Raw genomic sequence first — 25,767 nt, forward strand, 5'->3', positions numbered from 1 at the left:
CTTGATGGGGGCGCTGCGACCGGGCCGGGGCCCTATCCCCGCAAGGACTTTGTCGATGAAGTATATGGCGACCTACGACCTGATGGAAAGCATTCGTAACACCAATGAGTGGATGGGCGCCACCGCGCGGGCGATGGCATCCTACCCGGCGTTCTCGATGACGATGAACCCGATGTTGAATGTGATGGCGGCGTGGGGCGAAGTGACCGAGCGCAGCTTCGGGCGGATGGTGACCAAGCCGGATTGGGGCATCCGCTCGATCCCCGGACCAGAGGCGCAGGATCACCTGATTGACGTTACAGTTGTGGTGAAACGTGCCTTTGGCGATCTGGTGCATTTCGCGGTGCGAAGGCGGGCACCGATGGCGCGTAAAGTGCTGCTGGTGGCACCAATGTCGGGGCATTACGCGACGCTGCTGCGCTCGACCGTCAACAGCCTGCTGCCCGACGCCGATGTATATATCACCGATTGGCACAACGCCCGCGACATTCCGGTGTCGGAGGGCAAGTTCGATATCGAAGATTACACGCTGTATCTGGTCGAGTTCATGCGGGCGCTTGGCCCCGATACCCATGTCATCGCAGTTTGCCAGCCTGCACCCTTGGCCTTGGCCGCGACGGCTTATCTCGCAGCGGAAGACCCCGATGCGCAGCCACGTTCGCTGACGCTGATCGGCGGGCCGATTGATCCAGATGCGGCAGCGACTGATGTGACCGACTTTGGCCGCCGAATCACCATGGGCCAGTTGGAGCAGATCGCTATCCAGCGCGTCGGCTTCAAATACAAAGGCGTGGGCCGTCTGGTCTATCCGGGTATGCTGCAGCTGCAAAGTTTCATGTCGATGAATGCCGAACGGCACAAGAAAGCCTTCAGCGATCAGATCATGCGGATCGCACAGGGCGAGGCTTCTGATCACGACGCCCACAACCGCTTTTACGATGAGTATCTGGCGGTGATGGATATGACATCCGAGTTCTATCTTTCCACGGTTGAGCGCATCTTCAAGAACCGCGAAATCGCGAAGAATGAGTTTATGGTTGCGGGCAAGCGCGTCGATATCGGTGCGATCACCAAAGTTGCCGTAATGACGGTGGAAGGTGCTGAGGATGATATCTCAGCGCCAGGCCAATGCGTTGCGGCTTTGGCAATGCTGACTGGCCTGCCTGACAGCAAGAAGACTCAGCATCTGGAGCCCGGCGCGGGACATTACGGCATCTTCGCGGGCAAAAGCTGGCGGCTGAATATCCGGCCCTTGGTTTTAAACTTCATCGACGCCCATTCCGGCACGCCGAAAGTGGCGAAACTTGCCGCCGTCAAGACCGCGCCGAAAGCTCTCTGACTTGCTAATCTCAGACTGGGCCAGTTTCACATTGGCCCAAATACTCTGGAGGTTCGGGGGGCTAGCCCCCGGCCTCTACCTGAGCATCATCGGCCCAGCGAGAAACTCCGCAATCGCCCGCGACACCACTTCCGGCTGCTCCAAACTGGCCAGGTGCCCAGCCGCCTCAATCACCAAAAGCTTGCCATAGGGCATCAGGTTGGCAGTGAACTCCTGCCTGCGCATCGGCACAAGCGTATCCGCCTCACCCGCGATCACCAGAACCGGCAGCTTCACCCGCCGCATGGTTTTCTGCTGATCTGGCCTGCGTTGCAGCGCGCGCGATTGCCGCAAGAACACGCCCTCGCCCAGCCCCATCGCCATATCCTGCACCAGCGCCATAATCTCATCGCGCCACGGTGCATCGACCAGCGCCGACAGCGGCAGCTCTTGCCGCATCGCCTCGGCCAACCGCCCCGATTTCGCCGCCACTATCCGGGCCTCGCGCGCGGCGGCGGCTTGCGGCGGCTCTGACAGCGGATCGGTCGCCATCAGCACCACCCGGCTGACCCGATCTGGAATGCGCCGGATCAGATCGAGCGCAATATCACCGCCAAGTCCATGCCCGAGCAGCGCAAATTTCTCGGGCAGTCCGGGCAGAATAGCCTCCGACATCTGCTCCACCGTTTCGCCCACGGTTGGCAACACCACCTGCATCGGCCGCCATGCCCCCAGTTGCACCATCTGCGGTAAGAACAGCCGCGCGTCGGCCATCAAACCGGGGATCAGCACCAAGGGCTCTGCCAGCGGCATCAGATGTTGGCTTTCAGCACATCGGCCACGGCATCGGTGATCAGCGCAAGGCAGGCCGGGGTTGAGAACCGATGATCCGCCCCCTTCACCAGTGTCAGCCGAATATCCTCGCCCTGCGCATGGTCGAGTAGCCGCAGCGCGACCGATGGCGGTACATCAATGTCATCGGTGCCTTGCAGCAGGCGTGTCGGGAAATTCAGGCGCAAAGCATCGCGCAACACCAGCCGATTGCGGCCTTCCTCTATCAAATGCCGGGTGATGATATAGGGCGCATCTGAATACTCCGACGGCAAAGCGATCTGGCCTTTATCCATCAATTCAGCGCGTTGCGCCTCAGTCGCGCTGGCCCACATGCTGTCTTCTGTAAAATCCGGTGCCGCCGCGATGCCGACCAGCCCCGCAATCCGCTCAGGGATTGCCTTGGCAACCAGCAGCGCAATCCAACCGCCCATAGACGAGCCAACCAGCACCAACGGCCCGGAAGTCACCGCATTGATCACCGCCAAAGCGTCTTCAAACCAATCGCCAATCGCACCATCCAGAAACTCGCCCGACGACACACCATGCCCCGAATAATCCAACCGCAGGATACCACGCCCCGCGGCCTTAGCCCAATCCTGCAAATAGACCGCCTTGGTGCCGCTCATATCCGACTTGAAGCCGCCCAGAAACACCACGCACGGCCCCTGCCCTTCTGTGAAATGATAGGCAATCCGGCGGCCTTGCGGCGTGGTCAACTGATGCGGTTCGGTCATTTTGCCTCGCTTTTTGCCAAGCATAGCCGCGGAGCGTTGACAACACCACGCACCATAGGCAAAACCCCGCCCACATAACCCGCAACCGGGCGTTTCGTAGGCGCCAAAACGACGAGGAGGACTGCATGTCCCAGATTTCCCTAACATTCCCTGATGGCAATAAGCGCGACTATTCCGCTGGCGTCACCGCTGGCGAGGTGGCTGCGTCGATCTCGACCAGCCTTGCCAAAAAAGCCATCTCAGCCAGGGTCAACGGCGCGCATTACGATCTGCAATGGCCGATCCCGCAGGATGCCAGCATCGCCATCCACACGCTTGCCGATGACGCGCAGGCGTTGGAACTGATCCGCCATGACGCAGCCCATATCATGGCCCGCGCGGTGCAGGAAATCTGGCCGGATGTGAAAGTCACCATCGGCCCGGTGCGCGATTACGGTTGGTTCTATGATTTCGACCGCGCGGAACCCTTCACGCCGGAAGACCTCGGCCAAATTGAAGCCCGCATGAAGCAAATAATCGCCGCCCGCGATCCCGTGAAAACTGAAATCTGGGACCGCGCTCGTGCGATCAAATTCTACGAAGATAAAAACGAACCGTTCAAGGTTGAGCTGATCAACCGCATCCCCGCTGGCGAGGATTTGCGGATGTATTGGCACGGGAATTGGCAGGATTTCTGCCGTGGCCCGCATTTCGCCCACACCGGCCAAGTCCCTGCGGATGGCTTCAAGCTAACGCATGTGGCTGGCGCCTATTGGCTCGGCGATGCCAGCCGCCCGATGTTGCAGCGCATATATGGTCTGGCGTTCAAAAACCGCGATGATCTGAAAGCCCACATGACCATGCTGGAGGAGGCCGCCAAACGCGACCACCGTAAGCTTGGCCGTGAGATGGACCTGTTCCACATCCAAGACGAAGCCCCCGGCATGGTGTTCTGGCACCCGCATGGCTGGACAATTTACCGTCAGCTCGAAGATTACATGCGCGGCCGCCAAAAGGCGGCGGGCTACAAAGAAATCAAGACGCCACAAGTGGTTGATCGGGTTTTGTGGGAGAAATCTGGCCACTGGGAAGCCTACCGCGAGAATATGTTCATCGTCGAAGTTGACGAAGAAGGCGCGAAAGAAAAACGCATCAACGCGCTGAAACCGATGAACTGTCCCTGCCATGTACAGATATTCAACCAAGGCTTGAAGTCTTACCGCGACCTGCCGCTGCGTCTGGCCGAATTCGGCTCCTGCCACCGCTACGAATCCTCCGGCTCCATGCACGGTTTGATGCGGGTGCGCGGCTTCACGCAAGACGACGCGCATATATTCTGCACCGAGGATCAGATCCAATCCGAATGCGCCAGCTTCATCGCGCTGCTGTCGAGCGTCTATAAAGATCTGGGCTTCGATAAATTTGACATCAAACTCTCCACCCGCCCCGATGTCCGCATCGGCTCGGATGAAACCTGGGATAAGGTCGAGGGCGCTCTGACCAGTGCCATCGAAAACCTTGGCCTGCCCTATGAGATCAATCCCGGCGATGGCGCTTTTTACGGCCCGAAACTCGATTTCAAGCTGACCGACGCTATTGGCCGCGAATGGCAATGCGGCACCTTCCAGGTTGATCCAAACCTGCCGAACCGGCTGGATGCAGAATATGTTGGCGAGGATGGCGCGAAACACCGCCCCTACATGCTGCACCGCGCGATCCTCGGATCGTTCGAGCGTTTCATCGGCATCCTGATCGAAAACTACGCCGGAAAACTGCCGTTCTGGCTGGCCCCGCGTCAGGTGGTAGTGGCCGCGATCGTGTCCGACGCTGACCCGTTTGTGCATGAGATCACCAATGCGCTGATCAAAGCAGGCGTGCGGGCCGAAGCTGACACCCGCAACGAAAAGATCAACTACAAGGTGCGTGAACACTCGGTGGGCAAGGTTCCGGTGATCCTCGCCGTGGGGATGAAAGAGGTCGAAGATCGCACAGTTTCAGTGCGCCGCTTGGGCGACAACCGAACCGAAACGATCAGCCTCGATCAAGCTTTGGCCGAGTTTGGTTTTGCCGCCCTACCGCCGTCAGGTCACTAAGACTCTGCCCAATTTCACATTGGTCTAAATATCCCCGCCGGAGGCTTCGCGACTACAGCGTAACCTTCCGGCGGCAATCCACCGACAACAGCCCAACCCACCCCGGCAGCGCCGCCGAGTGGTGGCTCGATGCCACCCGAGGCGGCACCTGCTTAATGCGTATCGGGTTGCCGCGCAGCCAATGCCAGCACGCCGCCAAGCCCACACATCGCAATCGGGAACATCGTGAACACGCCAAAACCGAAGGCGACAAAGATCCCTACCGCAGCCGCCAGCATCAAGATCCCCGCAGGGATATTCTGCGACCGCGCCATCGCAGCACCCGCAATCGCAAGGATCGGCGCTAGAAAGCTCGCGAATTTGATCATCGCCGGATGATCGACTTGCTGGCCAAAGTCGCCGATCGCGCCGTTCTTGGCGATAAACTCGGTGTATCCATAGCCAAAAAACCCAACAATCATGGCCAAAACGCCGCCAATAAGCCCTAAAGTCAGTGCAGCGTTTCTCACCCGAATCTCCGTGCTTGATTTTCGCCTTAGGTTTGGCATGATTTGACCAGTGACGACAGACTTTCTGAACGCCTGTTTTGGCCCGGAAGACCTGGAGTGCGCGGCCCGTGGCAATATCGCCCCGGGAGGGTTGAGATAGGAGAGACGGCATGCCTACCGGCACCGTAAAATGGTTCAATAGCACAAAGGGCTACGGTTTTATTGCGCCCGATGATGGTGGGAAGGATGTTTTCGTTCATGTCTCGGCGGTTGAACGCGCCGGACTAAAGGGCCTGAATGATAACCAGAAAATAGGCTTCGAGCTGCAATCTGGTCGCGATGGCAAAGAATCTGCAGGCGATCTACGCTTACTGTAGGGATAGAAAGCGGCCCTTGCGGGGGCCGTTTTCCTTATAAGAGCGCACTCTATAAAAGCGCTGCCTGCACGGCATCGTCCCAGCCGAGGTAAAACTTGCCATCGGCATCAATCACTGGCCGTTTCATCACCGCCGGTTGCGCAGCAATTTGCGCTTCCGGGTCAGAGGCTTTCAGAAACTCGCCAAAGCCGCGATAAGTGGTTGATTGCTTGTTGACCACGCGGTCGCCAAATTCCATCACAATCTTGTCTATCTCGGCCTCACTCAGGGGTTCTGCGCGAATGTCGCGAAAAGTCACGTCGCGGCCTGCCGCCTCCAGGGCTTTGATTGCCTTTTTGCAAGTGTCGCAGGTGGAAATACCGTAAAGGATCATTGGGTGCCCTTGAATATCATCTTGGTCAACGCAACGCCGCCCCAAGCAGAAATTGCGGTCAAAAGACTGCCCCAGATCACGTCGGTCGCGACCATCTCAAGGCTCCATGCCTTCATAATCGCATAGCTGGTAAATTCATAGGTGCCGTAGGCCATCGCCCCTAAAATCATGGCGGGGAGCAGGATCGGGGTATCAGACTTCAAGGCGGGCAGCGAAATCAGATAAAGCAGACCGGCAATATAAGCTGCATAAAACGCCGCCGCAGGGAAGTAGCGGATGGTTGGCAACAATTGGTCGCCAAGGTGGCGGCGAAACAGCGGTTGCATATGAAAGGTCAACATCAGGCCGTCCAAGATCAGAAAAATCAGCGCAGTTAGAATATAGAGGCTGACAATGTGCATGGGGCTCTCCTTCTCCGCACGGAAGATAGAGTGCGGCCCGGAATTGGGAAGGGCTTGCGCGGCCCCAAAATTGCGACCCATTTTCTATTGCTGTGTCGCCGCGTGACGAGGGCGCGGTAGCAAAGATCTAACACAGCACCCGAACGCTGCTTATCAGCGCCGCAGATATTCGGTCAAAACGCAGCGGGGACCATCAGCGCGCAGCAGCATCTCGGGCAGTTGTCGCCAGTCTGCGGCATCAAAATCCGGGAAGAAAGCGTCGGCCTCAGCGATTTCGAGGTCGATTTCGGTGATCAATAGTCGATCCGCCAACGGCAACAGCGCGCGGAAAATACCTTCCCCGCCAATACCGTAGCTGCGCGCATGGCCTTGCGCACGCGCAAAGCTTAGGGCGGATTCTGGTGTGGCAAAGACATGTTCTGTCAGTGCGCTATCCGACGAGACCACGCAATTCAGACGGTTTTTCAGCGGCTTGAATGGCAAACTCTGCCATGTTTTCCGGCCCATAATCAGTGCGCCACCAGTGGTTTCACGCTTGAACAGCGCCAGATCTTCCGGCGCATACCAAGGGATCAGATTGTCTTTGCCGATGGCACCATTGCGCGCACGCGCGACGACGAGACTTAGCATGACACCTGCCCCCTCATACTGCCACCGGGGCTTTGATCGCGGGCTCTGGATCGTAGTTCAGCACCTCAAAATCTTCGTACCGAAACTCGAAAATAGAGCTCACCTGCCGCTTGATCCGCAACACTGGTAGCGGTTTTGGCCTACGCGCAAGCTGGGTTTGTACCTGATCCATATGGTTGGAATAAATATGCGCGTCACCCATGGTGTGAATGAAATCGCCCGGCTCGTACCCCGTCACATGCGCCAGCATGGTCTGCAACAACGCATAAGACGCGATGTTAAACGGCACGCCCAAGAACATATCGGCCGAGCGTTGGTAGAGTTGCAGGTGCAGTTTGCGGCCAACAATCCGCACTTGCCACAAAGTATGGCACGGCGGCAGCGCCATATTTGGCACTTCCGCAGGGTTCCAAGCCGACACGATCAGTCGGCGACTGTCAGGTGTCTTGCGGATCGCCGCGACCAGATCGGCGATCTGATCGACGCTGTCGGCATAAAACACTGGGCGGCCCGAGGCATCGTCGCCCGCTGGGGTCAGCTTTGGAAACCTCCGCCATTGCGCACCATAGACCGGGCCAAGATCGCCGTTTTCATCTGCCCATTCATCCCAAATGCCAACACCGTTGGCCTTGAGGTAGCCAATGTTGGTATCGCCGTTCAAGAACCACAACAGCTCGTGAATGATGGATTTCAAGTGCAACTTCTTGGTGGTCACCAGCGGGAAGCCGTCGGCAAGATTATAGCGGGTCTGCATGCCGAAATGCGAAATCGTGCCGGTTCCGGTGCGATCGGTGGAGCGTTCGCCTTCGTCCAGCACCCTGCGAAGTGCGTCGAGATAGTGTTGCACGTTGATGTCCGCCCGCTATTAAAAGCAGCATTTCAGCTGACTCGCGACCATCGCTGACCGCAGGTTTTAAACTCAACCTGTATATAGCCACGAAGCCGCAGCCGCGTATAGCTGTGAAGCCAGGCAGACGCTTTTGCGGAAGCAATTTTTCGCCGTGGCAAAGCTTAGTGATGCGAAGCGGGCACAGCGGGGAAAGATCAAGTCACTTTCGCTAATCTGCTTTGACTTTCAAGGGTTTTGCACGCAAAGTTGATGTGTATTGTGGCAGAACCGAGGCGAATTGGCATGACGTATAAGGTTTGGACAGCATTGGCTTTGACAGCGACGCTGACCTTGGCGGCCTGCGATGGCAACCCGTTTAAAAATGGCGGCGGCGGCACCAGCGGCAACCCACCGGCCGGCACGAGCGGCACCACCGGGGCCACTGCGAAGTCGGCGATCAAGCGCACCGAGGTGAAAGACACCACTACGGGCAACGGTTATGCCGAAGGTTTCAAGTATAACAAAGATGACGATACGTTCGATGTCGATGGTTTGGGTTTTGACGGCGGCAACGTTTATCAGCGTGGCAGTGCCGTGGCCTCGCTCGGACCGTTCAAGGTGTATGAGGGCGACAACACCTTCACCGATCCCGCGACCGGCACGGTCATCAATCAGTTTGCGCATCGCGCGATATATGGCGTCTCCTCCAGCGGCCGCACCAGCTTTGCTGTGGTGCGCACCGGAGCTTACCTTCCCTATGGCTTTGGCGGATTCGTTTATCAGCGCGCGGGTGGCGTGACTCTGCCAAGCACGGGTCAGGCGGCCTACAACGGCCAATACGCAGCTTTGCGGGATTTCGAAGGCAGCTCCGGTCTGGAATATGCCACCGGCGACATGACGGTTGCGATCGACTTCAACGATTTTAACGATGGGGCCGCGGTTCAGGGCCAAGTCTACAATCGCGCGATCTTCGATGCTAACGGCAACGACATCACCGGCGACGTGATTTCTGCGATGAATACAGAATTGACACCTACTGCTCCGCTGACCGAGTTGCCCACGTTGGTATTTGCTGTCGGGCCGGGGGTGTTGAACGGCGGCGATAAATCGGCTGGTGAAATCGCAGGCAATCTCAACAGCAACTATGTGGACGCTAACGGGGTGCAGAACTTCGAGACCGGTAAGTATTACGCGCTGATCACCAATGGGGCGAGCGTGGATGCAGGCGAATTGGTTGGTATTGTTGTGGTAGAGGCCAAAGATCCCCGGCACGACGGTGTCACGGTGCGCGAAACCGGCGGATTTATTCTGTATCGGTAAGCCGTGATGAAACGCCTAGCCCACGTCCTTATCATCGTCGCGAGCTTGATCAGCGCAGCGCCTGCGCGGGCTAAACCGGTTACATTGGGCGTCGAAGCCATGCGGCAACTGGCGTTTGAAGCGGTGACGGCTGGTTTTGCCGAGCAAGCTTTGGTCTACGCCGATCTGCTGCTCCAACGCGATCCGAAGGACAGCACCGCACTCACCGTCCGAGCGCAGGCTTTACGCGCACTTGGCCGCACACAAGAGGCCCGGGTAGCCGCAAAATTAGCGTGGAAATCAGCGCAAACCGCCAGTGGCCGCTATGGAGCCGCGATGGCGATGGCGCAAGCTTTGTCCAGCGAAGGGCGGCGCATGGCAGCGCAGTTATGGCTGCGGCGGGCGGCTCAAATCGCGCCGAACCCGCGTGCTTATGCCATTGCGCGGCGCGACTTTGGCTATGTGAAATCGCGCAACCCATGGGTGCTGCAATTCGACGTTTCGGCCTCGCCTGCGTCGAACGTCAATAATGGCAGCAGCAACAGCTATATGAGCATCGGCGGCATACCGATCCTGTTTGATATTCCGCCCGACCAGCAAGCTTTGTCCGGGTTTCAGTTCGGGCTTGGCCTGTCGGGCACCTATCGCTTTTCCCCCACGGCCCCCAACCGACAGACAGAGGCCCGCGTTGGCGTGATGGCACAGGCGGTGGTATTGTCGGGCGATGCGAAAGACAAAGCGCCCAACGCCCGCGCGCAAGATTACACCTACACAGCGCTCGAATTCGGGCTGACGCACCATCGCGCTTTGGATGCGGCCGCGCTGAATGTGCTGCATCTGACGGGCACGGCGGGGCATAATTGGTATGGCGGCGACGATCTGTCAAACTACATGCGGGCGTCGGCAGATTTAGACCATCGATTCCAAAACGGGACCAGCCTTGGTTTTGGCGTTTCCGGCGACCATACGGCGCGGCTCGATCGACCGATCCAATCTTCTGACCGACTGGCGATAAAGCTCGGGTACAACTTTGCGCTGGCGACCAACCGGCTGTCGCTGGAAGTCGAGGCGGCGCAGACCAGTTCTGACTCGGTCGAAGTGAACAATGACGCGGTGACGCTGTCGCTGGGCTGGCGAAAAACCAAACCTGTGGCGGGGCTGATGCTGTCCGGCGGCATTGATCTGACGCAGCAGATTTTTGCCGATTCGCGCTACGTGATCGGTGGGCGCGAAGACAACAAAGTCACGGCGCAGTTGCAGATGGGCTTCCAACACGTTGAGTATATGGGATTTTCACCTGTTTTGACCATGCAGGCGACGCAAGTACAGTCCAACACCGCCCAGAACGAGCACCGCAATCTTGGCATCACTTTGGGGATACAATCCGCGTTCTGACCCCTCGCTTTTCTAGCCTAGCGGCCTTACGTTGCGCTGGAATAGAGGAGAATACACATGACAATTCGTTACTTGCACACCATGGTCCGGGTGCTGGACCTTGAAGCTTCGATGGCGTTTTACCGCCTGCTCGGGTTGGAAGAAACCCGGCGGATAGACAATGACAAGGGGCGGTTTTCGCTGGTCTTCATGGCGCCTCCCGGCCAGCCGGAATGTCCGGTAGAACTCACTTATAACTGGGATGGCGACACGGGCCTGCCATCAGATTCGCGGCATTTTGGCCATTTGGCCTATGAGGTCGACGATATTTACGCAACCTGCGCCAACTTGGCTGCGAATGGCGTAATCATCAATCGCCCGCCGCGCGATGGCCACATGGCGTTTGTGCGCTCGCCGGATAACATCTCGATTGAGATTTTGCAGAAGGGCGGCTCGCTTGCGCCAGCAGAACCTTGGGCTTCGATGGGCAATACCGGAAGCTGGTAAACATTCTGCCGGAGGGGGTGCGTGGTCTGGCGTGCGCCTCCGGCGGGGATATCAGGGCCATTGTGAATGGTTAAGTGGTTAAAATGACCAGAGGCTGTAGGCGTCCGGGCCGATGGTTCTCGACTCGCGTAGTGTCAGGCGCGGGGCGTCTTTGAGGGTGCTTAGGTTGAGGGCGGCGAGGCTGGCTTGGCCGTCTGCGCCGATCAAAGCGCCGGCGGTAAACAGTGCCAGATCATCGACTAATCCGGCGCGGATCAGGCTGGCCGCTAGAGTGCCGCCGCCTTCGCAGAAAATCCGGGTGATGCCTTGGACGGCGAGGGCTTGCAGCGCGGCGCGCGGGTTTATGTGTCCGCTTTCGCTGGCAATTTCTATCAGTGTCGCGCCCTGCCCTGTCCATGCGGCACGCGCTTCCATCGGAGCATCTGCGGTGTGCAAAAGCCAAACTGGGGTTTGTTTTGCGTTTTGGCCGAGACGGCTTTGCGGGCTGTGGCTTAGGCCACTGTCCATCACGATGCGGGTGGGTTGATGGCTGGCCCCAAGCTCGCGCACCGTCAGATCGGGGTCATCGGCGCGCGCGGTGCCCGAGCCGATCAGCACGGCATCATGGTTAAGCCGCATCGTATGAACGGCGCGACGCGACTCAGGCCCGGTGATCCAACGCGATTCGCCAGAAGCGGTGGCGATGCGGCCATCCAACGTGGTAGCGAGCTTCAGCGTGACAAACGGCAGGCCCAGCGTCACACGCTTAAGAAATCCCGCATTGGCGCGGATAGCTTCAGATTGCATCACGTTTTCAGTGACTTCGATGCCAGCCGCCCGCAGCACGGCATGGCCTTTGCCGCAAACGCGTGGATCGGGATCTTGCAGCGCGCTCACCACCCGAGCCACGCCCGCCCTGATCAAAGCCTCAGCGCAGGGTGGGGTTTTGCCGTGATGCGCGCAGGGTTCCAAGCTAACATAGGCGGTGGCACCTCGGGCAGCGGCGCCCGCTTGCGCGAGCGCCATCACCTCTGCGTGCGGGCGCCCACCCGGTTGCGTCCAACCGCGCCCGACGATCACCCCATCTTTGACAATCACGCAACCAACAGCTGGATTGGGCCAAGTGCGACCCAAGCCCCTAGCTGCAATGCGCAGGGCGTGGGCCATATGTTCGGTATCGCTCACTCCTCGGCTGATGTGCCGGGGCGGAGTTCGGACACGAAGCGGTCAAAATCATCCGCAGCTTGGAAGTTCTTGTAAACGCTGGCAAAACGCACGTAAGCCACCGTGTCGATCCGTGCCAGAGACTCCATCACGATCTCACCGATTACCTTCGATGAGATGTCGGTATCGCCCAAAGATTCCAAGCGCCGCACGATGCCGGAAATCATTTGGTCAATCCGTTCAGGATCAATCGGGCGTTTTTGCATCGCGATACGGATGGAGCGTTCCAGCTTGGTGCGATCAAAATCCTCACGCTTGCCAGAGGTTTTTACGACGACCAGATCGCGCAATTGCACGCGTTCATATGTGGTAAATCGTCCACCGCAAGCCGGGCAAAACCGACGACGGCGGATCGAGACATGATCCTCCGCAGGCCGACTATCCTTGACTTGCGTATCGACGTTTCCGCAGAATGGGCAGCGCATCGGCTCCCTCCTTGCTTGTTATTTGTTACTGCCTCGGTCCCGGCTATGCTGCCGAGTTATGCCACAGACCCTAGCGCTTTTGTCCAGCCTTCGCATAGGGGGCGGATCGCTTATACTGCATATAGGGTGGCGACTGTGGCGGGCAGGACTCATTTGAGTTTAGGTTAGACGTCACCGCACAGCCGAACGAGCAATATATTGCCAAGTTTTTGCAGGTTCACGCAAGCGTGAGCGAGGTGCTGCGGCGGTCTATACTACCTTAGTGCCTGCAAAATAATGGAGGCTTGTATGACCCGAATGACTGCAAAAGATTTCAGCCCAGAGTTGTTGCAACTGTACGATTTCTACGCCCACGGCCGGATTTCAAAGCGCGAATTTCTGGACAAGGCTGGCAAATTCACAATCGGCGGTCTGACTGCTGCGGCGCTGCTGGGGATGATGTCGCCGAATTACGCTTTGGCCGAGCAGGTTAGCTTCAACGACCCGGATATTGTCGCCGATTACGTCACCTATCCCTCCCCGAACGGCAATGGCGAGGTGCGCGGCTATTTGGTGAAGCCAACGGCAGCGACTGGTAAACTGCCCGCCGTGGTCGTGGTGCATGAAAATCGCGGTCTCAATCCATACATTGAGGACGTCGCGCGCAGGCTTGCAAAGGCCGGTTTTCTGGCGCTCGCCCCCGATGGTTTGACCAGCGTTGGCGGCTATCCCGGCAATGATGAGGACGGCAAAACTTTGCAGGCCACAGTTGATCCCACCAAACTGATGAACGATTTCTTCGCCGGGATTGAGTGGATGATGGCGCATGAGGCATCAACCGGTCGGGTCGGCATCACCGGTTTTTGCTATGGCGGCGGTGTGTCGAATGCAGCCGCGGTGGCCTATCCCGAACTTGGTGGCGCGGTGCCATTCTACGGAATGCAGCCGAAGCCCGAGGATGTCGCGAAGATCAAAGCTCCGTTATTGCTGCATTATGCCGAACTGGACACCCGCGTTAACGAAGGTTGGCCCGCCTACGAGGCCGCGCTGAAAGCCGCTGGCACCAAGTATGAGGCGTTTATCTACAAGGGCGTTAATCACGGCTTCCACAACGATTCGACACCGCGCTACGATGAGGCGGCGGCGGAATTGGCATGGCAGCGGACGTTGGACTTCTTCCGCGCCAATCTGGTTTGAGCGGCGCTAGCCCTTAGTGCCTCCCGGTTAACCAATTGCCGAACGCGGCGAATTTCGACGGCGGGATGCCCAGCTTGGCCTCCCGCTTGTCGGCAATCCTTAGCAATTTGTACATCAGATGCACGCCGAACCAACGGAACGGTTCAGGCTCCCATTGCCGGACACGGCGGTTAACCCATGGAAATTTGGCAATCGCAGTATCGCGTTTCAACGCCAAATCGGCAAGCGTGCGGCCTGCCAAATTGGCCGTGGACACGCCCGTGCCGACATAACCGCCCGCCCAGCCCAAGCCGGTTTTGAGGTCCAGACCGACCGTCGCGCACCAATCGCGCGGCACCGCAATGACGCCGCACCAGGCATGGTCGATCGGGTAATTTGCGGCTTCGGGGAAATGCGTGTGCAAAACTTCGGTCAAACGGCGGATAGTTTCGGCATCAGGCTCGCCATTTTTATCCATTTGGCTGGCATACTTATACGGCACGCCGCGCGCGCCGACGGTGATGCGACCCTCGCGCGTGCGCTGGCAATAGCAATAGGCGTTGTTCAGGTCGCCGATCAACTCATGGCCATGCCAACCGATTTTCTCCCACACCTCCGGCGGCAGCGGCACGGTGGCGATCTGCGCCGAGTTCAGCGGCAGCCACTCCCGTTTGTGACCGGGCAAACTGGCCGTGAAACCCTCGGTGCATCGCAGGATGATTGGCGCCTTTACCACCGATTTGGCGGTAATAACCTCGCCTTGGTCGTAGCTCAGAACTTCCGTCGCCTCGGCAATCCTTACACCCATCCGCTCACAAGCGTCAGCCAAACCGCGCACCAATTTCGCGGGCTGAATCCGCGCCATGCCGGACACAACCATTGCGCCCAACACGTTCGGCGCGGTGATGCGCTGCTTAACCTCGGCAGCCGACAACTCGCGAACGCGGTGGCCGTTACCCCAGTGCCGGTGATGCGCGATGGATTCGCGCATGCGCTGCAACTGCGCCGGGTTTGTCGCGATCATCAATTCTTCGGCCGGGATGATGTCAGCGTCGATGCCTTGCTCGGCGCAAACCCGGATGATTTCCGGCACGGTGGTCTCTAATTCACGCACCATTTCCAGCACAGCCTCACGGCTGGTGGCGCGGGCATAGGCTTCATGATTCCACGCGAAGGTGCCCATACACCAGCCGCCGTTGCGACCCGAAGCCCCAAAGCCGGCGAATTCTTTCTCGATCACCAGAACATTAAGCTGCGGGTTGGCCCTTTTCAGATAATAAGCGGTCCACAAGCCGGTAAAACCCGCGCCGATGATCGCCACGTCTGCGGTGGTATTTTCCGTCAAACTCGGGCGCCGGGTTTTTGCCAGGCCGATGTCGGCATACCAGAATGACACGTCGCCAATGTGATTGGGTTGCATATGGGGCCCCTTTTGTTTCGGGCAGAGTGGCGGGGCGTTTGATCAAATGCAAGGGGGCTCGCCCCTTGGCCTGCGGACTTACCCCTCCAAGATATTTGAGCCAAAAGGATGACAGCTGGATTTAGCTTTTAGGCGTCTCGCTCGGCGGTGATCCAGTTTCGGAACGAGGTTAGCGGTGCGCGGCTTGCGGCGTCCTTGGGCCAAACCAGATAATAACTGCCGAGTGAGGGGATCGGCGGACCGAAAGCCGGAACTAGGCGGTGCTCTGCAAGCTCACGTTCGATCAGAAACACCGGCAACAAAGCGACGCCAAGGCCATGAATCGCCCCCTGCGCCATGGTGGCGAACTGGTCAAACAGCATGGCGGGCGGACGTTGGTTGGGATGGCCATGATGCGCCAGCCAGCGCCCCCAATCGCCGGTACGGCTTTCAAGTTGCAGCAGCGGATATGAGAGAATCTCATTCGCTGCGCTCAACGGCGCTTTCAGCAAGTCGGGGGCGGCCACCGCCAATAACTCCTCCGCCATGAGCGGTAAGTAATCGACGCCGGGCCAATCCTGCCGACCATAATGGATAGCAGCGTCAAAATGGCTATTGGCAAAGTCGAACGGCCTCAGCCGGGTCGAAAGATTCACCGTCACCTCGGGGTGTTGGGCGGCGAACCGGGCCAGGCGGGGGGCGAGCCAGTGCATTCCAAAAGCTGGCAAAATCGCGAGATTAAGCGTGCCGCCATTGGGGTTAGCACGCAAAGTCAGGCTGGCTTGGCTTAACGCTTGCAAGGCGCGACGGATTTCACGGCAATAGTCTTGCGCCGCAGCGGTCAACCGTAAACGCTGCTTATCGCGGATGATCAGCGACAGGCCCAACTGGCCTTCAAGTACCTGCAACTGCCGGGAAATTGCGCCTTGGGTAAGGTTCAGTTCCGCCGCCGCAGCGGAGGCTGAGCCGGTGCGATCTACTGCTTCTAGTGCGAGCAAGGATGGCATGGAGGGTAGATAGCGGCGCGATAGCATATGAGGTTTCCTCATGTATTGTTGCCAGAACCTCGTTAGGCTTTTTGCGGGGTCTGTGCAATATAATCGGTAAACCATAGGAGATCACGTGATGCCGAATGACAATCTCGCCAACAAACCAGAACTGAAAGCCAAAGACGCGCCGGATTTGGGGCGGTTTGATTGGCAAGACCCGTTCCGCATGGAAGATCAGTTGACCGAGGAGGAGCGGATGCTGCGCGACGGCGCGCGGGCTTATGCGCAGGAAAAACTGCAACCCCGTGTAATTGCTGCATATCGTGACGAGTCCACCGACCCTGCGATCTTCCGTGAGATGGGCGAGATGGGCCTGCTCGGCGTCACCGTGCCGGAACAATATGGCGGCTTAGGCGCGTCTTACGTTGCTTACGGTTTGATCGCGCGGGAAGTTGAGCGCGTTGATTCGGGCTATCGTTCGATGATGTCGGTGCAATCTAGCCTGGTGATGTATCCGATTTACGCTTACGGCACCGAGGCGCAGCGGATGAAATTTTTGCCGAAGCTGTCGTCAGGCGAGTGGATCGGTTGCTTTGGTTTGACCGAGCCAGATGCAGGCTCTGACCCGGCGGGGATGAAGACCGTGGCGAAGAAAACCGCCAATGGTTACGTGCTGAACGGCGCGAAGATGTGGATCTCGAACTCACCGATTGCGGATGTGTTCGTGGTCTGGGCCAAGTCGGAAGCGCATGGCGGCAAGATCAAGGGCTTCGTGCTGGAGAAGGGCATGACGGGTCTTTCTGCGCCGAAAATCGGTGGGAAACTTTCGTTGCGGGCTTCTGTCACCGGCGAGATTGTGATGAAGGACGTTGAAGTCGGTGACGACGCTTTATTGCCGCATGTTGAAGGGCTTAAGGGGCCGTTTGGTTGTTTGAACCGGGCGCGCTATGGTATTTCCTGGGGCGTTTTGGGCGCTGCGGAGTTCTGCATGGGAGCGGCTCGGCAATATGGCTTGGACCGCAAGCAGTTCGGTAAACCCTTGGCGCAGACTCAGCTTTATCAGCTGAAACTGGCGAATATGATGACCGAAATTAGCCTTGGAATGCAGGCGTCTTTGCGGGTCGGGCGGTTGTTGGATGAGGCCAATGCGGCACCTGAAATGATCTCAATCATCAAGCGCAACAACTGTGGCAAGGCTTTGGATGCGGCACGTTGGGCGCGGGATATGCATGGCGGCAACGGCATTCAGGAAGATTACCAGATCATGCGGCACATGGTGAACCTTGAGACGGTGAACACCTATGAGGGCACCCATGACGTACATGCGCTGATTTTGGGGCGGGCGATTACGGGGTTGCAGGCGTTCTTCTAAGGGCGCTGCGGCAGGCTATGAGGTTTTGTAATGGGATCGCCGCGTTAACGTCTCAAATTAACGAAAGATGAACGACCCATAAACCGGCCATTTTTAGTATGGAAAACGGCCATAGACTGCGGTGGCTTTACCTTGGTTAACAGATGCCAACCGTTTGAGCACAGAAAAAGGCCCGGATCGCTCCGGGCCTTTTTGGTGTTTCGGCCTAACCGACTTAGATAATCGCTTCTTCCAAAACTGCGGCGCGACGGGCTTCTGCCTCGCGTGCGGCTTCGACGCTCGCGTTGCGACGGCGTTTGATCTCATACAGGATCGCCATCGCGAGCGTTACGATGATCAGCAAAAACGCCAGCGCATTGATCGTCGGGCTGATGCCAGAGCGCACCTTGGAGAACACGTAGATCGTCAGCGTATCCGCGCCGCCCCGGGTAAACTGGGTGACGTTGAAGTTCTCAATCGACTGGAAGAACGACACCGCCGCCCCTGCCCCGATCGCCGGATAGAGATGCGGCAACAGGATGCGGCGCATCACTTGCGCATGGGTAGCACCCAGATCAAGTGCGGCTTCCTCTAGCCCTTGATCAAAACTTTGCAGCCTTGCCAGCACCAGCAGCATCACGATAGCGGCGATGTAGCTGACCTGCCCCAGCACCGATAGGTGCAGACCGGGATTGAACAAAATGAACTCACTGTCCAAGGCGTTGCCGATCTTGGTCCACATGATCATGGTGGAAATCCCAATCACAGCGCCGGGGATCAGAATGGTTGAAATCATCGTGCCATACAAAGCCGCGCGCAGATTGCCCGAGACCGAGTTAATCAGGATCGCCGCCGCTGTGCCCACAATCACCGCAATCACGCTGACCGCGATGGCGACGAGAATGGTGTTTTGAAAGGCGTGCCACATCCGATCATCGGCCCAAAGTGCCGCGAACCATTTGGTTGTGACGCCCTTCCACGGCACGATAGCCGGGATTTTGTCGGTGTTGTTGAAGGCCGCCGCAGACATGATGACCAACGGCAGCAGCATGTAAAGGATGAACGCTGCGGCATAAACGCGGGCGAGGGTTTGGCGAATTTTGTGCATGTTATCCCTCGCTCAATTCGCAATGTCGGACAGTTTGACGCGGAAAATCTTCATCACCAAACTGACGAACAAGGTGCACATCATCAAAAGCAAGAAGGCGTAAGCCGCAGCGGTGTTCCAATCCAGCGCATCCAGCATCCATTGCTGCACGGTCTGGGTGAACCATTGCGAAGTGGTGGACCCAAGGATCGACGGCACCAGCAGCGAGCCCGCCGACAGCATGAACACCATCACCGCACCCGATGCGATGCCGGGTTTGGCATGTGGCAAAACGATGCGCAAATGGATACGCCACCACGGCGCGCCCAAATCTTCGGCGGCCTCAATCTGGTTGGAATCGAGCGACGAAATCGCGTTGTAAACCGGGAAGATCATAAACAAAACATAGGTATAGACCAAACCGATCATCACGCCGTTATAGCCGACAATCCAGCGCACCTCATGGTCGATCAGGTGCAGCTGCATCAGCAGCCACGACAGCGGGCCCTTCAGCGCCAGTATCATCCACCATGCGAAAGCCCGCAAAACCTCTGACACCCACAGCGGCACGAACAGCAGCAAAAACATCGTCGGGAGCGAGCGCGGGCTGAGGATTTTCGCCATGAAATACGACAGCGGATAGGCCAAAGCAAAGCAGATCAGCGTGACGACCACCGAGTAAAAGAGCGTCAGCGAGAAGGTCAGCACATGCACCGGCAGATGAAAGGTGAAGCCGAACGGCGAAAGCTCTATGTCGCCGTTGAAGACTTTCAGGTAGTTGGTGAAGGTGTAAACATCACGCGGGCCGCCAATTTCGGTAACGGGCAGATACGGGCGAAACGAGCTTTCCAGCAGGGTCATGTTGGGCACAATCACCAGCATCACCAGCCAAAACGCGGTCAAAAGACAGACCAGCAGGGTCAATCCCGGACCGTAGCGGCGGATCATATCACCCATTTCAGACCCCCGTTGCGGCGTCGGGAAGGATCGACGCGTGGCTCGCATTGAAATGCGCAAACCGCGCCGCGCCGATATCGGGCACAGTGGCCGAGCCATCATTGCGCAACTCGGCCACAACCGTCTGGCCACTGGCGGTTTTTGAAAGCACCGAGATGAACGCGCCCTCGAACGAAACTTCTGACACCGTCACCGGGATCGAGTTTTCAGCCGCAGCCGTTTCAGATAAAATCGTATGCTCGGGGCGGACGTAAAGTTTGATATTGCTGCCCTTTGCCAAAGCGCCCAAACGCGCACGAAGCGCGCCATGGGCGGTTTCAAAGCCAGACATACCGTCAGATGCGTTGGTGACAGAGCCCGCGAAGATGTTGTTTTCGCCTACAAAACTTGCCACAAAGCCATTGACCGGGTTGTTGTAAATCTCACGCGGGTCGGCGACTTGTTGGATGCGGCCTTGGCTCATCACGCCAACACGATCCGACATGGCAAGCGCTTCGCCCTGATCGTGGGTGATGTAGATGAACGTGACGCCAGTGCGCTTTTGGATCGCCCGCAACTCTGCCCGCATGTGCTGGCGCAGCTTCAGGTCGAGCGCCGACAGCGGCTCGTCCAGCAGCATGACTTTCGGCTCAACCGCCAAAGCCCGGGCAATCGCCACGCGCTGTTTCTGGCCGCCCGACAGCTGGCTGACCATTTTGTCAGCCGCGCCCGGCAGATCGACCATCTCGAGCAATGCCTGCGCCTTGGCGCGGCGGGTCGCTTTATCAACGCCGCGCACTTCCAGACCGAACGAGATGTTTTCCCAGATCGGCATCAGCGGGAACAGCGCGAGGTTCTGGAAGATCAGCGCGGTCGGGCGCTGATTAGGGCGTTGGCCCTTCATATCCTTGTCACCGATTTTGATGGTGCCCTGCGTCGGCTCGATAAAGCCCGAGATCATCCGCAGAATCGTGGTCTTCCCGCAGCCGGATGGCCCGAGGAACGAGAAAAACTCGCCGGGTCTGATCGCCACATTGGCGTTATCAACCGCGCGGAAGCTGCCAAAGTCGCAGCTGACATTTTCAAGATCAATCCCAGCACTCATGGATCGTCTTTCCCCCTGATATATTTTGTTATGCGGCCTTAAGGCCATTGGGCAACTAGAAAATATCAACGCCGGGCCCCTGCGGACCCGGCGTCAGTGTCAGGATGATCGCTTACGCGGCCTTGTATTTGTCAGCATATTCCGCACGCTTGGTCAGGAATTCTGCTGATTGCGTTGGCCACCACCAAAGCTTCGCCAGCGCCTCGTCGTTGAAGGTGCTGTTGTAATAGGTCGCGACATCTGGGTCCATCTTCTCGGACGCGCCTTTGCCAACCGGGTTCGACGAGAAGGCGGTTGCCCACATCGCAGCACCGTCCGGGGTCGAAACCCATTTGGCAAATTCATGCGCCTGATCGACGTTGACGGCGTTTTTCAGCAGCACGAAACCTTGGTGCCAAGCAAACGCGCCTTCAACCGGAGCGATATAGCCGTAGCCATCATTGCGCAGGTTGAAGCCGGTCGAATCCCAGCAAAGACCAACAGTCGCGCCGTTTGCGGTGAAGCCTGCGTTGGCTTCATTCTCGCCCGACCACCACTGAACCACGTTGCCTTTGGCTTTGACGGCTTCAGCCAGAGCGATGTCCCAAAGTTCGGCCATAGCGCCCATGTCAGAATAGCCATCGGTCCACGGACGCGGCAGCTTGCCGTTAGCATCGAGCCAGCGACCCATTGCAGCCAGTGCCGAATGTGGGCGCAGCACAACTTGGTTTGCCGGATCGAACAGCGCGCCCAGAGTTGGCGGCTCACCGAGTTTGGCGCTCTCTTTGTTGTAGACCAGCGATTCAGTGCCCCAGTTCGAAGGCACATAGTAAAGCTTGCCGTCGATGCGCGAACGTTCGCCCGCAGCGCCGTCTGCCAGACCCGGCAAATAGTTGTCCATCGCGAGTTTGGCCGGATCCCAAGCAGCGATGAGACCATTGGAGTTCCAAGCGCCAACGCGTTCAATCGTCGGCTCGGTCACGTCCATGCCGCCAGCTTCCAGCGCGACTTTGGCTTCACCGAACATGGTGTCCTGGTCGGGAAGTTCTTTGAAGTTCACTTTGATGCCGGTGGCCGTGGTGAAGGCCGGAAACACTTCGGCCGCCAGTTTGTCATAACCGGCCCAGCCGGTGAAGTTCAGCTCGCCCGACGAGGCCAGCGCCTTGGAGGATATGATCGCGGGGGCAGCCAGTGCGCCCACGCCAACGGCCGACGACTTTAGAAAGCTGCGGCGGTTAAATGAGGTGTGTTTGTTCACGAAAGTCTCCCTGGTGTTGATCCGCTGTTAACGGATGGCAGCAGATGCTTTGAGCGCATCTTTGTAACGAGTCGTGTTGCCGTGTGTATCCATATGACAGCGGCAGCAGTCCTGCGCCAAATCTACTCCAGTGCAGGGGTGGCGAGTCAACAACTGTTGTTGATCGGCGGATCAAGAAACCGCGCAAGTTGCGGGCTTGGCAGGCAAATGCTTGCAAATCGGGCAGCGGCGCAGAATGGCCTTGCTGTTTACAGCACCGCCAGCAGGCAAAATCTTTGGCGATACCTGCCAATAATATGCGAGCAAAAGATTTATTATACGTGGCAAGCGTTTATTTATCGCTCAAGATTTCATCTCATCGCCAAATCTTCGAATAATCTTCGACTTTTCGTCGCATGTTTCGTCATCTTTACAAACTCCTTTCACCGCATTGCGCTAAGCTAGAGCGAAGCAAACAGCGGGCACAATTCGGGGTTGTAAATGAAGATTGTCATTCTTGGTGCAGGTGTTATCGGCGTAACCTCGGCGTGGTATTTGGCGAAAGCCGGGCATGAGGTGACGGTGATTGATCGCCAGCCGGGCCCAGCGTTAGAGACGAGTTATGCCAACGCCGGTGAGATTAGCCCCGGTTATGCAAGCCCTTGGGCCGCCCCCGGTATCCCTGCGAAGGCGATGAAATGGCTGTTCATGCGCCACGCGCCGCTGATCATCCAGCCGATCCCCGATCTCGCCAAGGTGTCGTGGGTGATCCGTATGCTGATGAACTGCACGTCGGCGGCTTACGGGGTGAACAAAAGCCGGATGGTGCGGCTGGCCGAATACAGCCGCGATTGCCTGATGGCTTTGCGGGTTGATACTGGCATTGGCTATGACGAGCGGATGCAAGGCACGTTGCAACTGTTCCGCACCCAAAAGCAGGTGGATGGCGCTTACAAAGACATCAAGGTGTTAAAGGCCGACGGCGTGCCGTTTGAGGTGCTGGATGCCGATGGCTGCATTGCCGCAGAACCCGGTCTGGCACCACGTCGTGATGCTATCGCGGGTGGTTTGCGACTGCCGGGGGATGAAACCGGCGATTGCTTCAAGTTCACCAACACGCTGCAAGACATGGCGATCGCGGCGGGTGTTACGTTCCGCTACGGCGTGCGGATTGATCGGCTTGAGGCTGAGAGTGGCCGCATCGCAGCCGTTCACACCTCGGAAGGTCGCTTGACCGCTGACGCTTTCGTGCTGGCCTTGGGGTCGTACTCGCCGCTCCTCGCAGCACCTTTGGGCATCAAACTGCCGGTTTATCCGGTGAAGGGCTATTCGATCACCGTGCCGATCATTGACGAGACCCGCGCCCCCGAATCAACCGTGATGGATGAGACGTATAAGATCGCCATCACCCGGCTTGGCGACCGTATCCGAGTCGGTGGCATGGCCGAGATTGCGGGCTTCGATATGAGCCTGCACCAAAAGCGCCGCGATACTCTGGTGCATTCGGTGGAAGATTTGTTCGGTGGCGCGGGCGATCAAAGCCGCGCGAGTTTCTGGTGTGGCTTACGTCCCATGACGCCGGATGGCACGCCGATCTTGGGCCGCTCGCCGATTTCCAACCTGTATCTCAACACTGGCCACGGCACATTGGGCTGGACGATGGCGACAGGCTCGGCCCGGGTGCTGGCCGACCTGATCTCGGGTCATGCGCCGGATATTGAGACCGCCGATCTGGGATATGCGCGCTACCAAGCTTGACGTTGACCCTGCACCGCTGCCCGCTATGGTCGGGCGAAACTGGCAAGGATGGCGGCGATGGATATGGCAACTGGTGCGGTGATTGATCCGGTAAAGCTGGCGAAACTGGCCGAAGTGGCGGTGAATGTCGGTGTGGCGTTGCAGCCGGGGCAGGATTTGATTCTGACGGCCCCGATGACCGCCCTGCCCTTGGTGCGCCTGATTGCAGCCGCCGCTTATCGTGCAGGCGCGGGCGTGGTGACGCCGATTTTCGCGGACGAGGCGATTGCTTTGGCGCGCTATCAACACGGGCAGGACGCGAGTTTCGATACCGCGCCGAGCTGGCTGTATAACGGCATGGCGGAAGCGTTCGCTAACGGTGCAGCGCGGATGGCGATTGTCGGTGACAATCCGATGCTGCTCGCCAATGAAGACCCAGCCAAGGTCGCCCGCGCAGGCAAGGCGAATTCTTTGGCCTATCAACCGGCTTTGGCTAAGATCGCGGGCTTTGATATCAACTGGTCGATCTGCTCCTATCCGGGTGAGGCTTGGGCTCGGCAGATTTTCCCTGATCTTGCGCCCGATGCCGCCGTGCACCGCTTGGCCGAGGCAATTTTCGCCGCCTCCCGCGTCGATCAAGCCGACCCGGTGGCAGCTTGGGCGAGCCATAACGCAGCTTTACGCGCCCGCACCAAATGGCTGAACGGCAAGCGCTTTGCCGCCCTGCGCTTTACCGGGCCGGGGACGGATCTGACAGTTGGTCTGGCTGATGGCCATGAATGGCAAGGCGGCGCATCGACGGCGAAAAACGGCGTGACCTGCAACGCCAACATCCCGACTGAGGAAGTTTTCACCACGCCGCATGCGCTGCGGGTGGACGGATTTGTCAGCGCCACCAAGCCCTTGGCGCATCAAGGCACGCTGATTGAGAATATCCAAGTGCGGTTTGAAGCGGGCCGGATTGTCGAGGCCAAAGCCAGCAAGGGTGAGGCTGTGCTGCAAAAGCTGATCGATTCAGATGAAGGCGCGCGGCGGTTGGGCGAGGTGGCCTTGGTGCCGCACAGCTCGCCAATTTCTCAGTCGGGCCTGTTGTTCTACAACACGCTGTTCGACGAAAATGCCGCGTGCCACATCGCTTTGGGTCAGTGCTATGCGAAATGTTTTCTGGATGGTGCCACGCTTTCGCCCGAAGCTATCGCGGCGCAGGGCGGCAACTCCAGCATGATCCATGTCGATTGGATGATCGGCTCGGGGTTGGTGGATATTGACGGGATTGGCGCGGATGGAGTGTCGGAAGCGGTGTTTCGAGGGGGTGAATGGGCTTGAAAGCCGCGCTTGGGGCCAGCGCTGGGGGTTTCACACCTCCAAAGTCACATTGGCTCTAAGCCAATGTGACCTGACCCCCGTGGGATATTTAAGCCAATGCGAAAGCAAATTTTAATCAAATGCCTAGCAGTTGGCGCCAAGCGAGTGAATTACTTGACCTGTAACGTTTTGAGATATTCGGCAAGTTCCACCAATCGGATCGGCGTTGGCGTCGCAATGCCGTCGCCGCCATCATAAGGCACGGTGTCACCTTCCAGCAGCGGCGCAAAATCCGGCATCACGCCCTCACCCTTTTTGCCAGCATAGCCCCAGATTTGCGCCATGACTTTTGTGGTCGGGAACGCGCCCTTGTTGCGCGCCGCAAGCTTGCTCAGATCGGCGGGTTTCTTCGCCAGCCCGGCAGCGGCCTCGCCATCGCCTTTGCCCGACGCTCCATGACAGGCCGCGCAGTAATTCGCGTAATCATCCGCACCGCTGGTTTTCTCCGGCGCTTTGCCAAGCCCGACGCAAGCGGCCAGCACAGCAGCCGAAAGCCCGAGCGCCGTCAAGTTAACTCGTGTGCGCATGGTATTCTCCTGATCGTTGGCGTTTCCTGCACGTTT

26 protein-coding genes are annotated in these 25,767 nt (G+C 58.2%); 10 read left to right on the forward strand and 16 right to left on the reverse strand.

Annotation, left to right across the window (positions count from 1 at the left end; all coding sequences use genetic code 11):
* Positions 1–55: 55 nt before the first annotated feature.
* On the forward strand, positions 56–1,339 hold the full coding sequence (gene phaZ, locus JWS10_RS13090; RefSeq protein WP_299508079.1) for a polyhydroxyalkanoate depolymerase: 1,284 nt from the start codon (positions 56–58) through the stop codon (positions 1,337–1,339).
* Between the two features lie 75 nt (positions 1,340–1,414).
* On the opposite strand, the gene JWS10_RS13095 is transcribed toward phaZ, so the two are convergent.
* Positions 1,415–2,131: an alpha/beta hydrolase gene (locus tag JWS10_RS13095; protein ID WP_299508081.1), complete on the reverse strand. Its 717-nt coding sequence runs from the start codon at positions 2,129–2,131 to the stop codon at positions 1,415–1,417.
* Positions 2,131–2,886 (reverse strand): alpha/beta hydrolase, encoded by a 756-nt coding sequence (locus JWS10_RS13100; RefSeq protein WP_299508083.1) that lies wholly within the window; start codon positions 2,884–2,886, stop codon positions 2,131–2,133. The genes JWS10_RS13095 and JWS10_RS13100 overlap by 1 nt, the downstream gene beginning before the upstream one ends.
* Before the next feature lie 125 nt (positions 2,887–3,011).
* Between JWS10_RS13100 and thrS the strand changes: the two genes are divergently transcribed.
* Positions 3,012–4,958, forward strand: coding sequence for a threonine--tRNA ligase (thrS, locus tag JWS10_RS13105; RefSeq protein WP_299508085.1), 1,947 nt, complete (start codon positions 3,012–3,014; stop codon positions 4,956–4,958).
* Positions 4,959–5,110: 152 nt separating this feature from the next.
* On the opposite strand, the gene JWS10_RS13110 is transcribed toward thrS, so the two are convergent.
* Positions 5,111–5,467, reverse strand: coding sequence for a hypothetical protein (locus JWS10_RS13110; RefSeq protein ID WP_299508086.1), 357 nt, complete (start codon positions 5,465–5,467; stop codon positions 5,111–5,113).
* A 149-nt stretch (positions 5,468–5,616) separates the two neighbouring features.
* On the opposite strand from JWS10_RS13110, the gene JWS10_RS13115 reads away from it, so the two are divergent.
* On the forward strand, positions 5,617–5,823 hold the full coding sequence (locus tag JWS10_RS13115) for a cold-shock protein (protein WP_299474960.1): 207 nt from the start codon (positions 5,617–5,619) through the stop codon (positions 5,821–5,823).
* A gap of 49 nt (positions 5,824–5,872) precedes the next feature.
* Here JWS10_RS13115 and JWS10_RS13120 read toward each other — a convergent pair whose 3' ends face one another.
* The 4 genes from JWS10_RS13120 to JWS10_RS13135 all read right to left on the reverse strand — a co-directional run bounded on the left by JWS10_RS13120 (position 5,873) and on the right by JWS10_RS13135 (position 8,074).
* Positions 5,873–6,196: an ArsC/Spx/MgsR family protein gene (locus tag JWS10_RS13120; protein ID WP_299474963.1), complete on the reverse strand. Its 324-nt coding sequence runs from the start codon at positions 6,194–6,196 to the stop codon at positions 5,873–5,875.
* Complete coding sequence (locus tag JWS10_RS13125) at positions 6,193–6,597, reverse strand: DUF2177 family protein (RefSeq protein WP_299508088.1); 405 nt, start codon at positions 6,595–6,597, stop codon at positions 6,193–6,195. The genes JWS10_RS13120 and JWS10_RS13125 overlap by 4 nt, the downstream gene beginning before the upstream one ends.
* A gap of 153 nt (positions 6,598–6,750) precedes the next feature.
* A complete protein-coding gene (locus tag JWS10_RS13130) occupies positions 6,751–7,227 on the reverse strand; it encodes a dihydrofolate reductase (protein WP_299474969.1) in 477 nt (158 codons plus the stop codon).
* A gap of 13 nt (positions 7,228–7,240) precedes the next feature.
* Entirely contained in the window at positions 7,241–8,074 is an 834-nt protein-coding gene (locus tag JWS10_RS13135) for a thymidylate synthase (protein ID WP_299474972.1), read from the reverse strand.
* Between the two features lie 285 nt (positions 8,075–8,359).
* Between JWS10_RS13135 and JWS10_RS13140 the strand changes: the two genes are divergently transcribed.
* Genes JWS10_RS13140 through JWS10_RS13150 form a run of 3 tightly spaced genes read left to right on the forward strand, consistent with a single transcriptional unit; the run spans position 8,360 to position 11,236 of the window.
* On the forward strand, positions 8,360–9,376 hold the full coding sequence (locus tag JWS10_RS13140) for a hypothetical protein (protein WP_299508090.1): 1,017 nt from the start codon (positions 8,360–8,362) through the stop codon (positions 9,374–9,376).
* A gap of 6 nt (positions 9,377–9,382) precedes the next feature.
* Positions 9,383–10,750, forward strand: coding sequence for a hypothetical protein (locus JWS10_RS13145; RefSeq protein ID WP_299508091.1), 1,368 nt, complete (start codon positions 9,383–9,385; stop codon positions 10,748–10,750).
* Between the two features lie 57 nt (positions 10,751–10,807).
* Entirely contained in the window at positions 10,808–11,236 is a 429-nt protein-coding gene (locus tag JWS10_RS13150; protein ID WP_299474981.1) for a VOC family protein, read from the forward strand.
* A 78-nt stretch (positions 11,237–11,314) separates the two neighbouring features.
* Here JWS10_RS13150 and ribD read toward each other — a convergent pair whose 3' ends face one another.
* Both ribD and nrdR read right to left on the reverse strand, forming a co-directional pair.
* On the reverse strand, positions 11,315–12,382 hold the full coding sequence (gene ribD / locus JWS10_RS13155; RefSeq protein ID WP_299508205.1) for a bifunctional diaminohydroxyphosphoribosylaminopyrimidine deaminase/5-amino-6-(5-phosphoribosylamino)uracil reductase RibD: 1,068 nt from the start codon (positions 12,380–12,382) through the stop codon (positions 11,315–11,317).
* Positions 12,383–12,396: 14 nt separating this feature from the next.
* Positions 12,397–12,864, reverse strand: coding sequence for a transcriptional regulator NrdR (gene nrdR / locus JWS10_RS13160; RefSeq protein WP_299474984.1), 468 nt, complete (start codon positions 12,862–12,864; stop codon positions 12,397–12,399).
* 288 nt (positions 12,865–13,152) lie between these two features.
* On the opposite strand from nrdR, the gene yghX reads away from it, so the two are divergent.
* A complete protein-coding gene (gene yghX, locus JWS10_RS13165) occupies positions 13,153–14,040 on the forward strand; it encodes a YghX family hydrolase (protein WP_299508093.1) in 888 nt (295 codons plus the stop codon).
* A 13-nt stretch (positions 14,041–14,053) separates the two neighbouring features.
* Here yghX and JWS10_RS13170 read toward each other — a convergent pair whose 3' ends face one another.
* Complete coding sequence (locus tag JWS10_RS13170) at positions 14,054–15,439, reverse strand: FAD-dependent oxidoreductase (RefSeq protein ID WP_299508120.1); 1,386 nt, start codon at positions 15,437–15,439, stop codon at positions 14,054–14,056.
* 128 nt (positions 15,440–15,567) lie between these two features.
* On the reverse strand, positions 15,568–16,452 hold the full coding sequence (locus JWS10_RS13175; RefSeq protein WP_299508121.1) for a LysR family transcriptional regulator: 885 nt from the start codon (positions 16,450–16,452) through the stop codon (positions 15,568–15,570).
* Positions 16,453–16,543: 91 nt separating this feature from the next.
* On the opposite strand from JWS10_RS13175, the gene JWS10_RS13180 reads away from it, so the two are divergent.
* A complete protein-coding gene (locus JWS10_RS13180; protein WP_299508123.1) occupies positions 16,544–17,779 on the forward strand; it encodes an acyl-CoA dehydrogenase in 1,236 nt (411 codons plus the stop codon).
* Between the two features lie 214 nt (positions 17,780–17,993).
* Here the strand turns inward: JWS10_RS13180 and JWS10_RS13185 are convergent, their stop codons facing one another.
* The 4 genes from JWS10_RS13185 to JWS10_RS13200 all read right to left on the reverse strand — a co-directional run bounded on the left by JWS10_RS13185 (position 17,994) and on the right by JWS10_RS13200 (position 22,123).
* Positions 17,994–18,866, reverse strand: coding sequence for an ABC transporter permease (locus JWS10_RS13185; RefSeq protein ID WP_299508125.1), 873 nt, complete (start codon positions 18,864–18,866; stop codon positions 17,994–17,996).
* 12 nt (positions 18,867–18,878) lie between these two features.
* A complete protein-coding gene (locus tag JWS10_RS13190; protein ID WP_299475002.1) occupies positions 18,879–19,802 on the reverse strand; it encodes an ABC transporter permease in 924 nt (307 codons plus the stop codon).
* Position 19,803: 1 nt separating this feature from the next.
* Entirely contained in the window at positions 19,804–20,886 is a 1,083-nt protein-coding gene (locus tag JWS10_RS13195) for an ABC transporter ATP-binding protein (protein WP_299475004.1), read from the reverse strand.
* Between the two features lie 112 nt (positions 20,887–20,998).
* Positions 20,999–22,123 carry an extracellular solute-binding protein gene (locus tag JWS10_RS13200; protein ID WP_299508127.1) on the reverse strand — a complete coding sequence of 375 codons (1,125 nt, stop codon included), beginning with the start codon at positions 22,121–22,123 and terminating at the stop codon, positions 20,999–21,001.
* 480 nt (positions 22,124–22,603) lie between these two features.
* Between JWS10_RS13200 and JWS10_RS13205 the strand changes: the two genes are divergently transcribed.
* Entirely contained in the window at positions 22,604–23,860 is a 1,257-nt protein-coding gene (locus JWS10_RS13205; protein WP_299508129.1) for a D-amino acid dehydrogenase, read from the forward strand.
* 63 nt (positions 23,861–23,923) lie between these two features.
* Positions 23,924–25,165 carry an aminopeptidase gene (locus JWS10_RS13210; protein WP_299508207.1) on the forward strand — a complete coding sequence of 414 codons (1,242 nt, stop codon included), beginning with the start codon at positions 23,924–23,926 and terminating at the stop codon, positions 25,163–25,165.
* 149 nt (positions 25,166–25,314) lie between these two features.
* Here the strand turns inward: JWS10_RS13210 and JWS10_RS13215 are convergent, their stop codons facing one another.
* Positions 25,315–25,731 carry a c-type cytochrome gene (locus tag JWS10_RS13215; protein WP_299508131.1) on the reverse strand — a complete coding sequence of 139 codons (417 nt, stop codon included), beginning with the start codon at positions 25,729–25,731 and terminating at the stop codon, positions 25,315–25,317.
* Between the last annotated feature and the right edge of the window lie 36 nt (positions 25,732–25,767).

Source organism: Cypionkella sp., assembly GCF_028290025.1.
Classification (GTDB): domain Bacteria; phylum Pseudomonadota; class Alphaproteobacteria; order Rhodobacterales; family Rhodobacteraceae; genus Cypionkella.

Bases quoted from the DNA above. Each gene is read 5' to 3' on its own strand.
- phaZ (WP_299508079.1), top strand. From the start codon at position 56: ATGAAGTATATGGCGACCTACGACCTGATGGAAAGCATTCGTAACACC.
- JWS10_RS13095 (WP_299508081.1), bottom strand. From the start codon at position 2,131: ATGCCGCTGGCAGAGCCCTTGGTGCTGATCCCCGGTTTGATGGCCGAC.
- JWS10_RS13100 (WP_299508083.1), bottom strand. From the start codon at position 2,886: ATGACCGAACCGCATCAGTTGACCACGCCGCAAGGCCGCCGGATTGCC.
- thrS (WP_299508085.1), top strand. From the start codon at position 3,012: ATGTCCCAGATTTCCCTAACATTCCCTGATGGCAATAAGCGCGACTAT.
- JWS10_RS13115 (WP_299474960.1), top strand. From the start codon at position 5,617: ATGCCTACCGGCACCGTAAAATGGTTCAATAGCACAAAGGGCTACGGT.
- JWS10_RS13120 (WP_299474963.1), bottom strand. From the start codon at position 6,196: ATGATCCTTTACGGTATTTCCACCTGCGACACTTGCAAAAAGGCAATC.
- JWS10_RS13125 (WP_299508088.1), bottom strand. From the start codon at position 6,597: ATGCACATTGTCAGCCTCTATATTCTAACTGCGCTGATTTTTCTGATC.
- JWS10_RS13130 (WP_299474969.1), bottom strand. From the start codon at position 7,227: ATGCTAAGTCTCGTCGTCGCGCGTGCGCGCAATGGTGCCATCGGCAAA.
- JWS10_RS13140 (WP_299508090.1), top strand. From the start codon at position 8,360: ATGACGTATAAGGTTTGGACAGCATTGGCTTTGACAGCGACGCTGACC.
- JWS10_RS13145 (WP_299508091.1), top strand. From the start codon at position 9,383: ATGAAACGCCTAGCCCACGTCCTTATCATCGTCGCGAGCTTGATCAGC.
- JWS10_RS13150 (WP_299474981.1), top strand. From the start codon at position 10,808: ATGACAATTCGTTACTTGCACACCATGGTCCGGGTGCTGGACCTTGAA.
- ribD (WP_299508205.1), bottom strand. From the start codon at position 12,382: ATGGCCCACGCCCTGCGCATTGCAGCTAGGGGCTTGGGTCGCACTTGG.
- nrdR (WP_299474984.1), bottom strand. From the start codon at position 12,864: ATGCGCTGCCCATTCTGCGGAAACGTCGATACGCAAGTCAAGGATAGT.
- yghX (WP_299508093.1), top strand. From the start codon at position 13,153: ATGACCCGAATGACTGCAAAAGATTTCAGCCCAGAGTTGTTGCAACTG.
- JWS10_RS13170 (WP_299508120.1), bottom strand. From the start codon at position 15,439: ATGCAACCCAATCACATTGGCGACGTGTCATTCTGGTATGCCGACATC.
- JWS10_RS13175 (WP_299508121.1), bottom strand. From the start codon at position 16,452: ATGCTATCGCGCCGCTATCTACCCTCCATGCCATCCTTGCTCGCACTA.
- JWS10_RS13180 (WP_299508123.1), top strand. From the start codon at position 16,544: ATGCCGAATGACAATCTCGCCAACAAACCAGAACTGAAAGCCAAAGAC.
- JWS10_RS13185 (WP_299508125.1), bottom strand. From the start codon at position 18,866: ATGCACAAAATTCGCCAAACCCTCGCCCGCGTTTATGCCGCAGCGTTC.
- JWS10_RS13190 (WP_299475002.1), bottom strand. From the start codon at position 19,802: ATGGGTGATATGATCCGCCGCTACGGTCCGGGATTGACCCTGCTGGTC.
- JWS10_RS13195 (WP_299475004.1), bottom strand. From the start codon at position 20,886: ATGAGTGCTGGGATTGATCTTGAAAATGTCAGCTGCGACTTTGGCAGC.
- JWS10_RS13205 (WP_299508129.1), top strand. From the start codon at position 22,604: ATGAAGATTGTCATTCTTGGTGCAGGTGTTATCGGCGTAACCTCGGCG.
- JWS10_RS13210 (WP_299508207.1), top strand. From the start codon at position 23,924: ATGGCAACTGGTGCGGTGATTGATCCGGTAAAGCTGGCGAAACTGGCC.
- JWS10_RS13215 (WP_299508131.1), bottom strand. From the start codon at position 25,731: ATGCGCACACGAGTTAACTTGACGGCGCTCGGGCTTTCGGCTGCTGTG.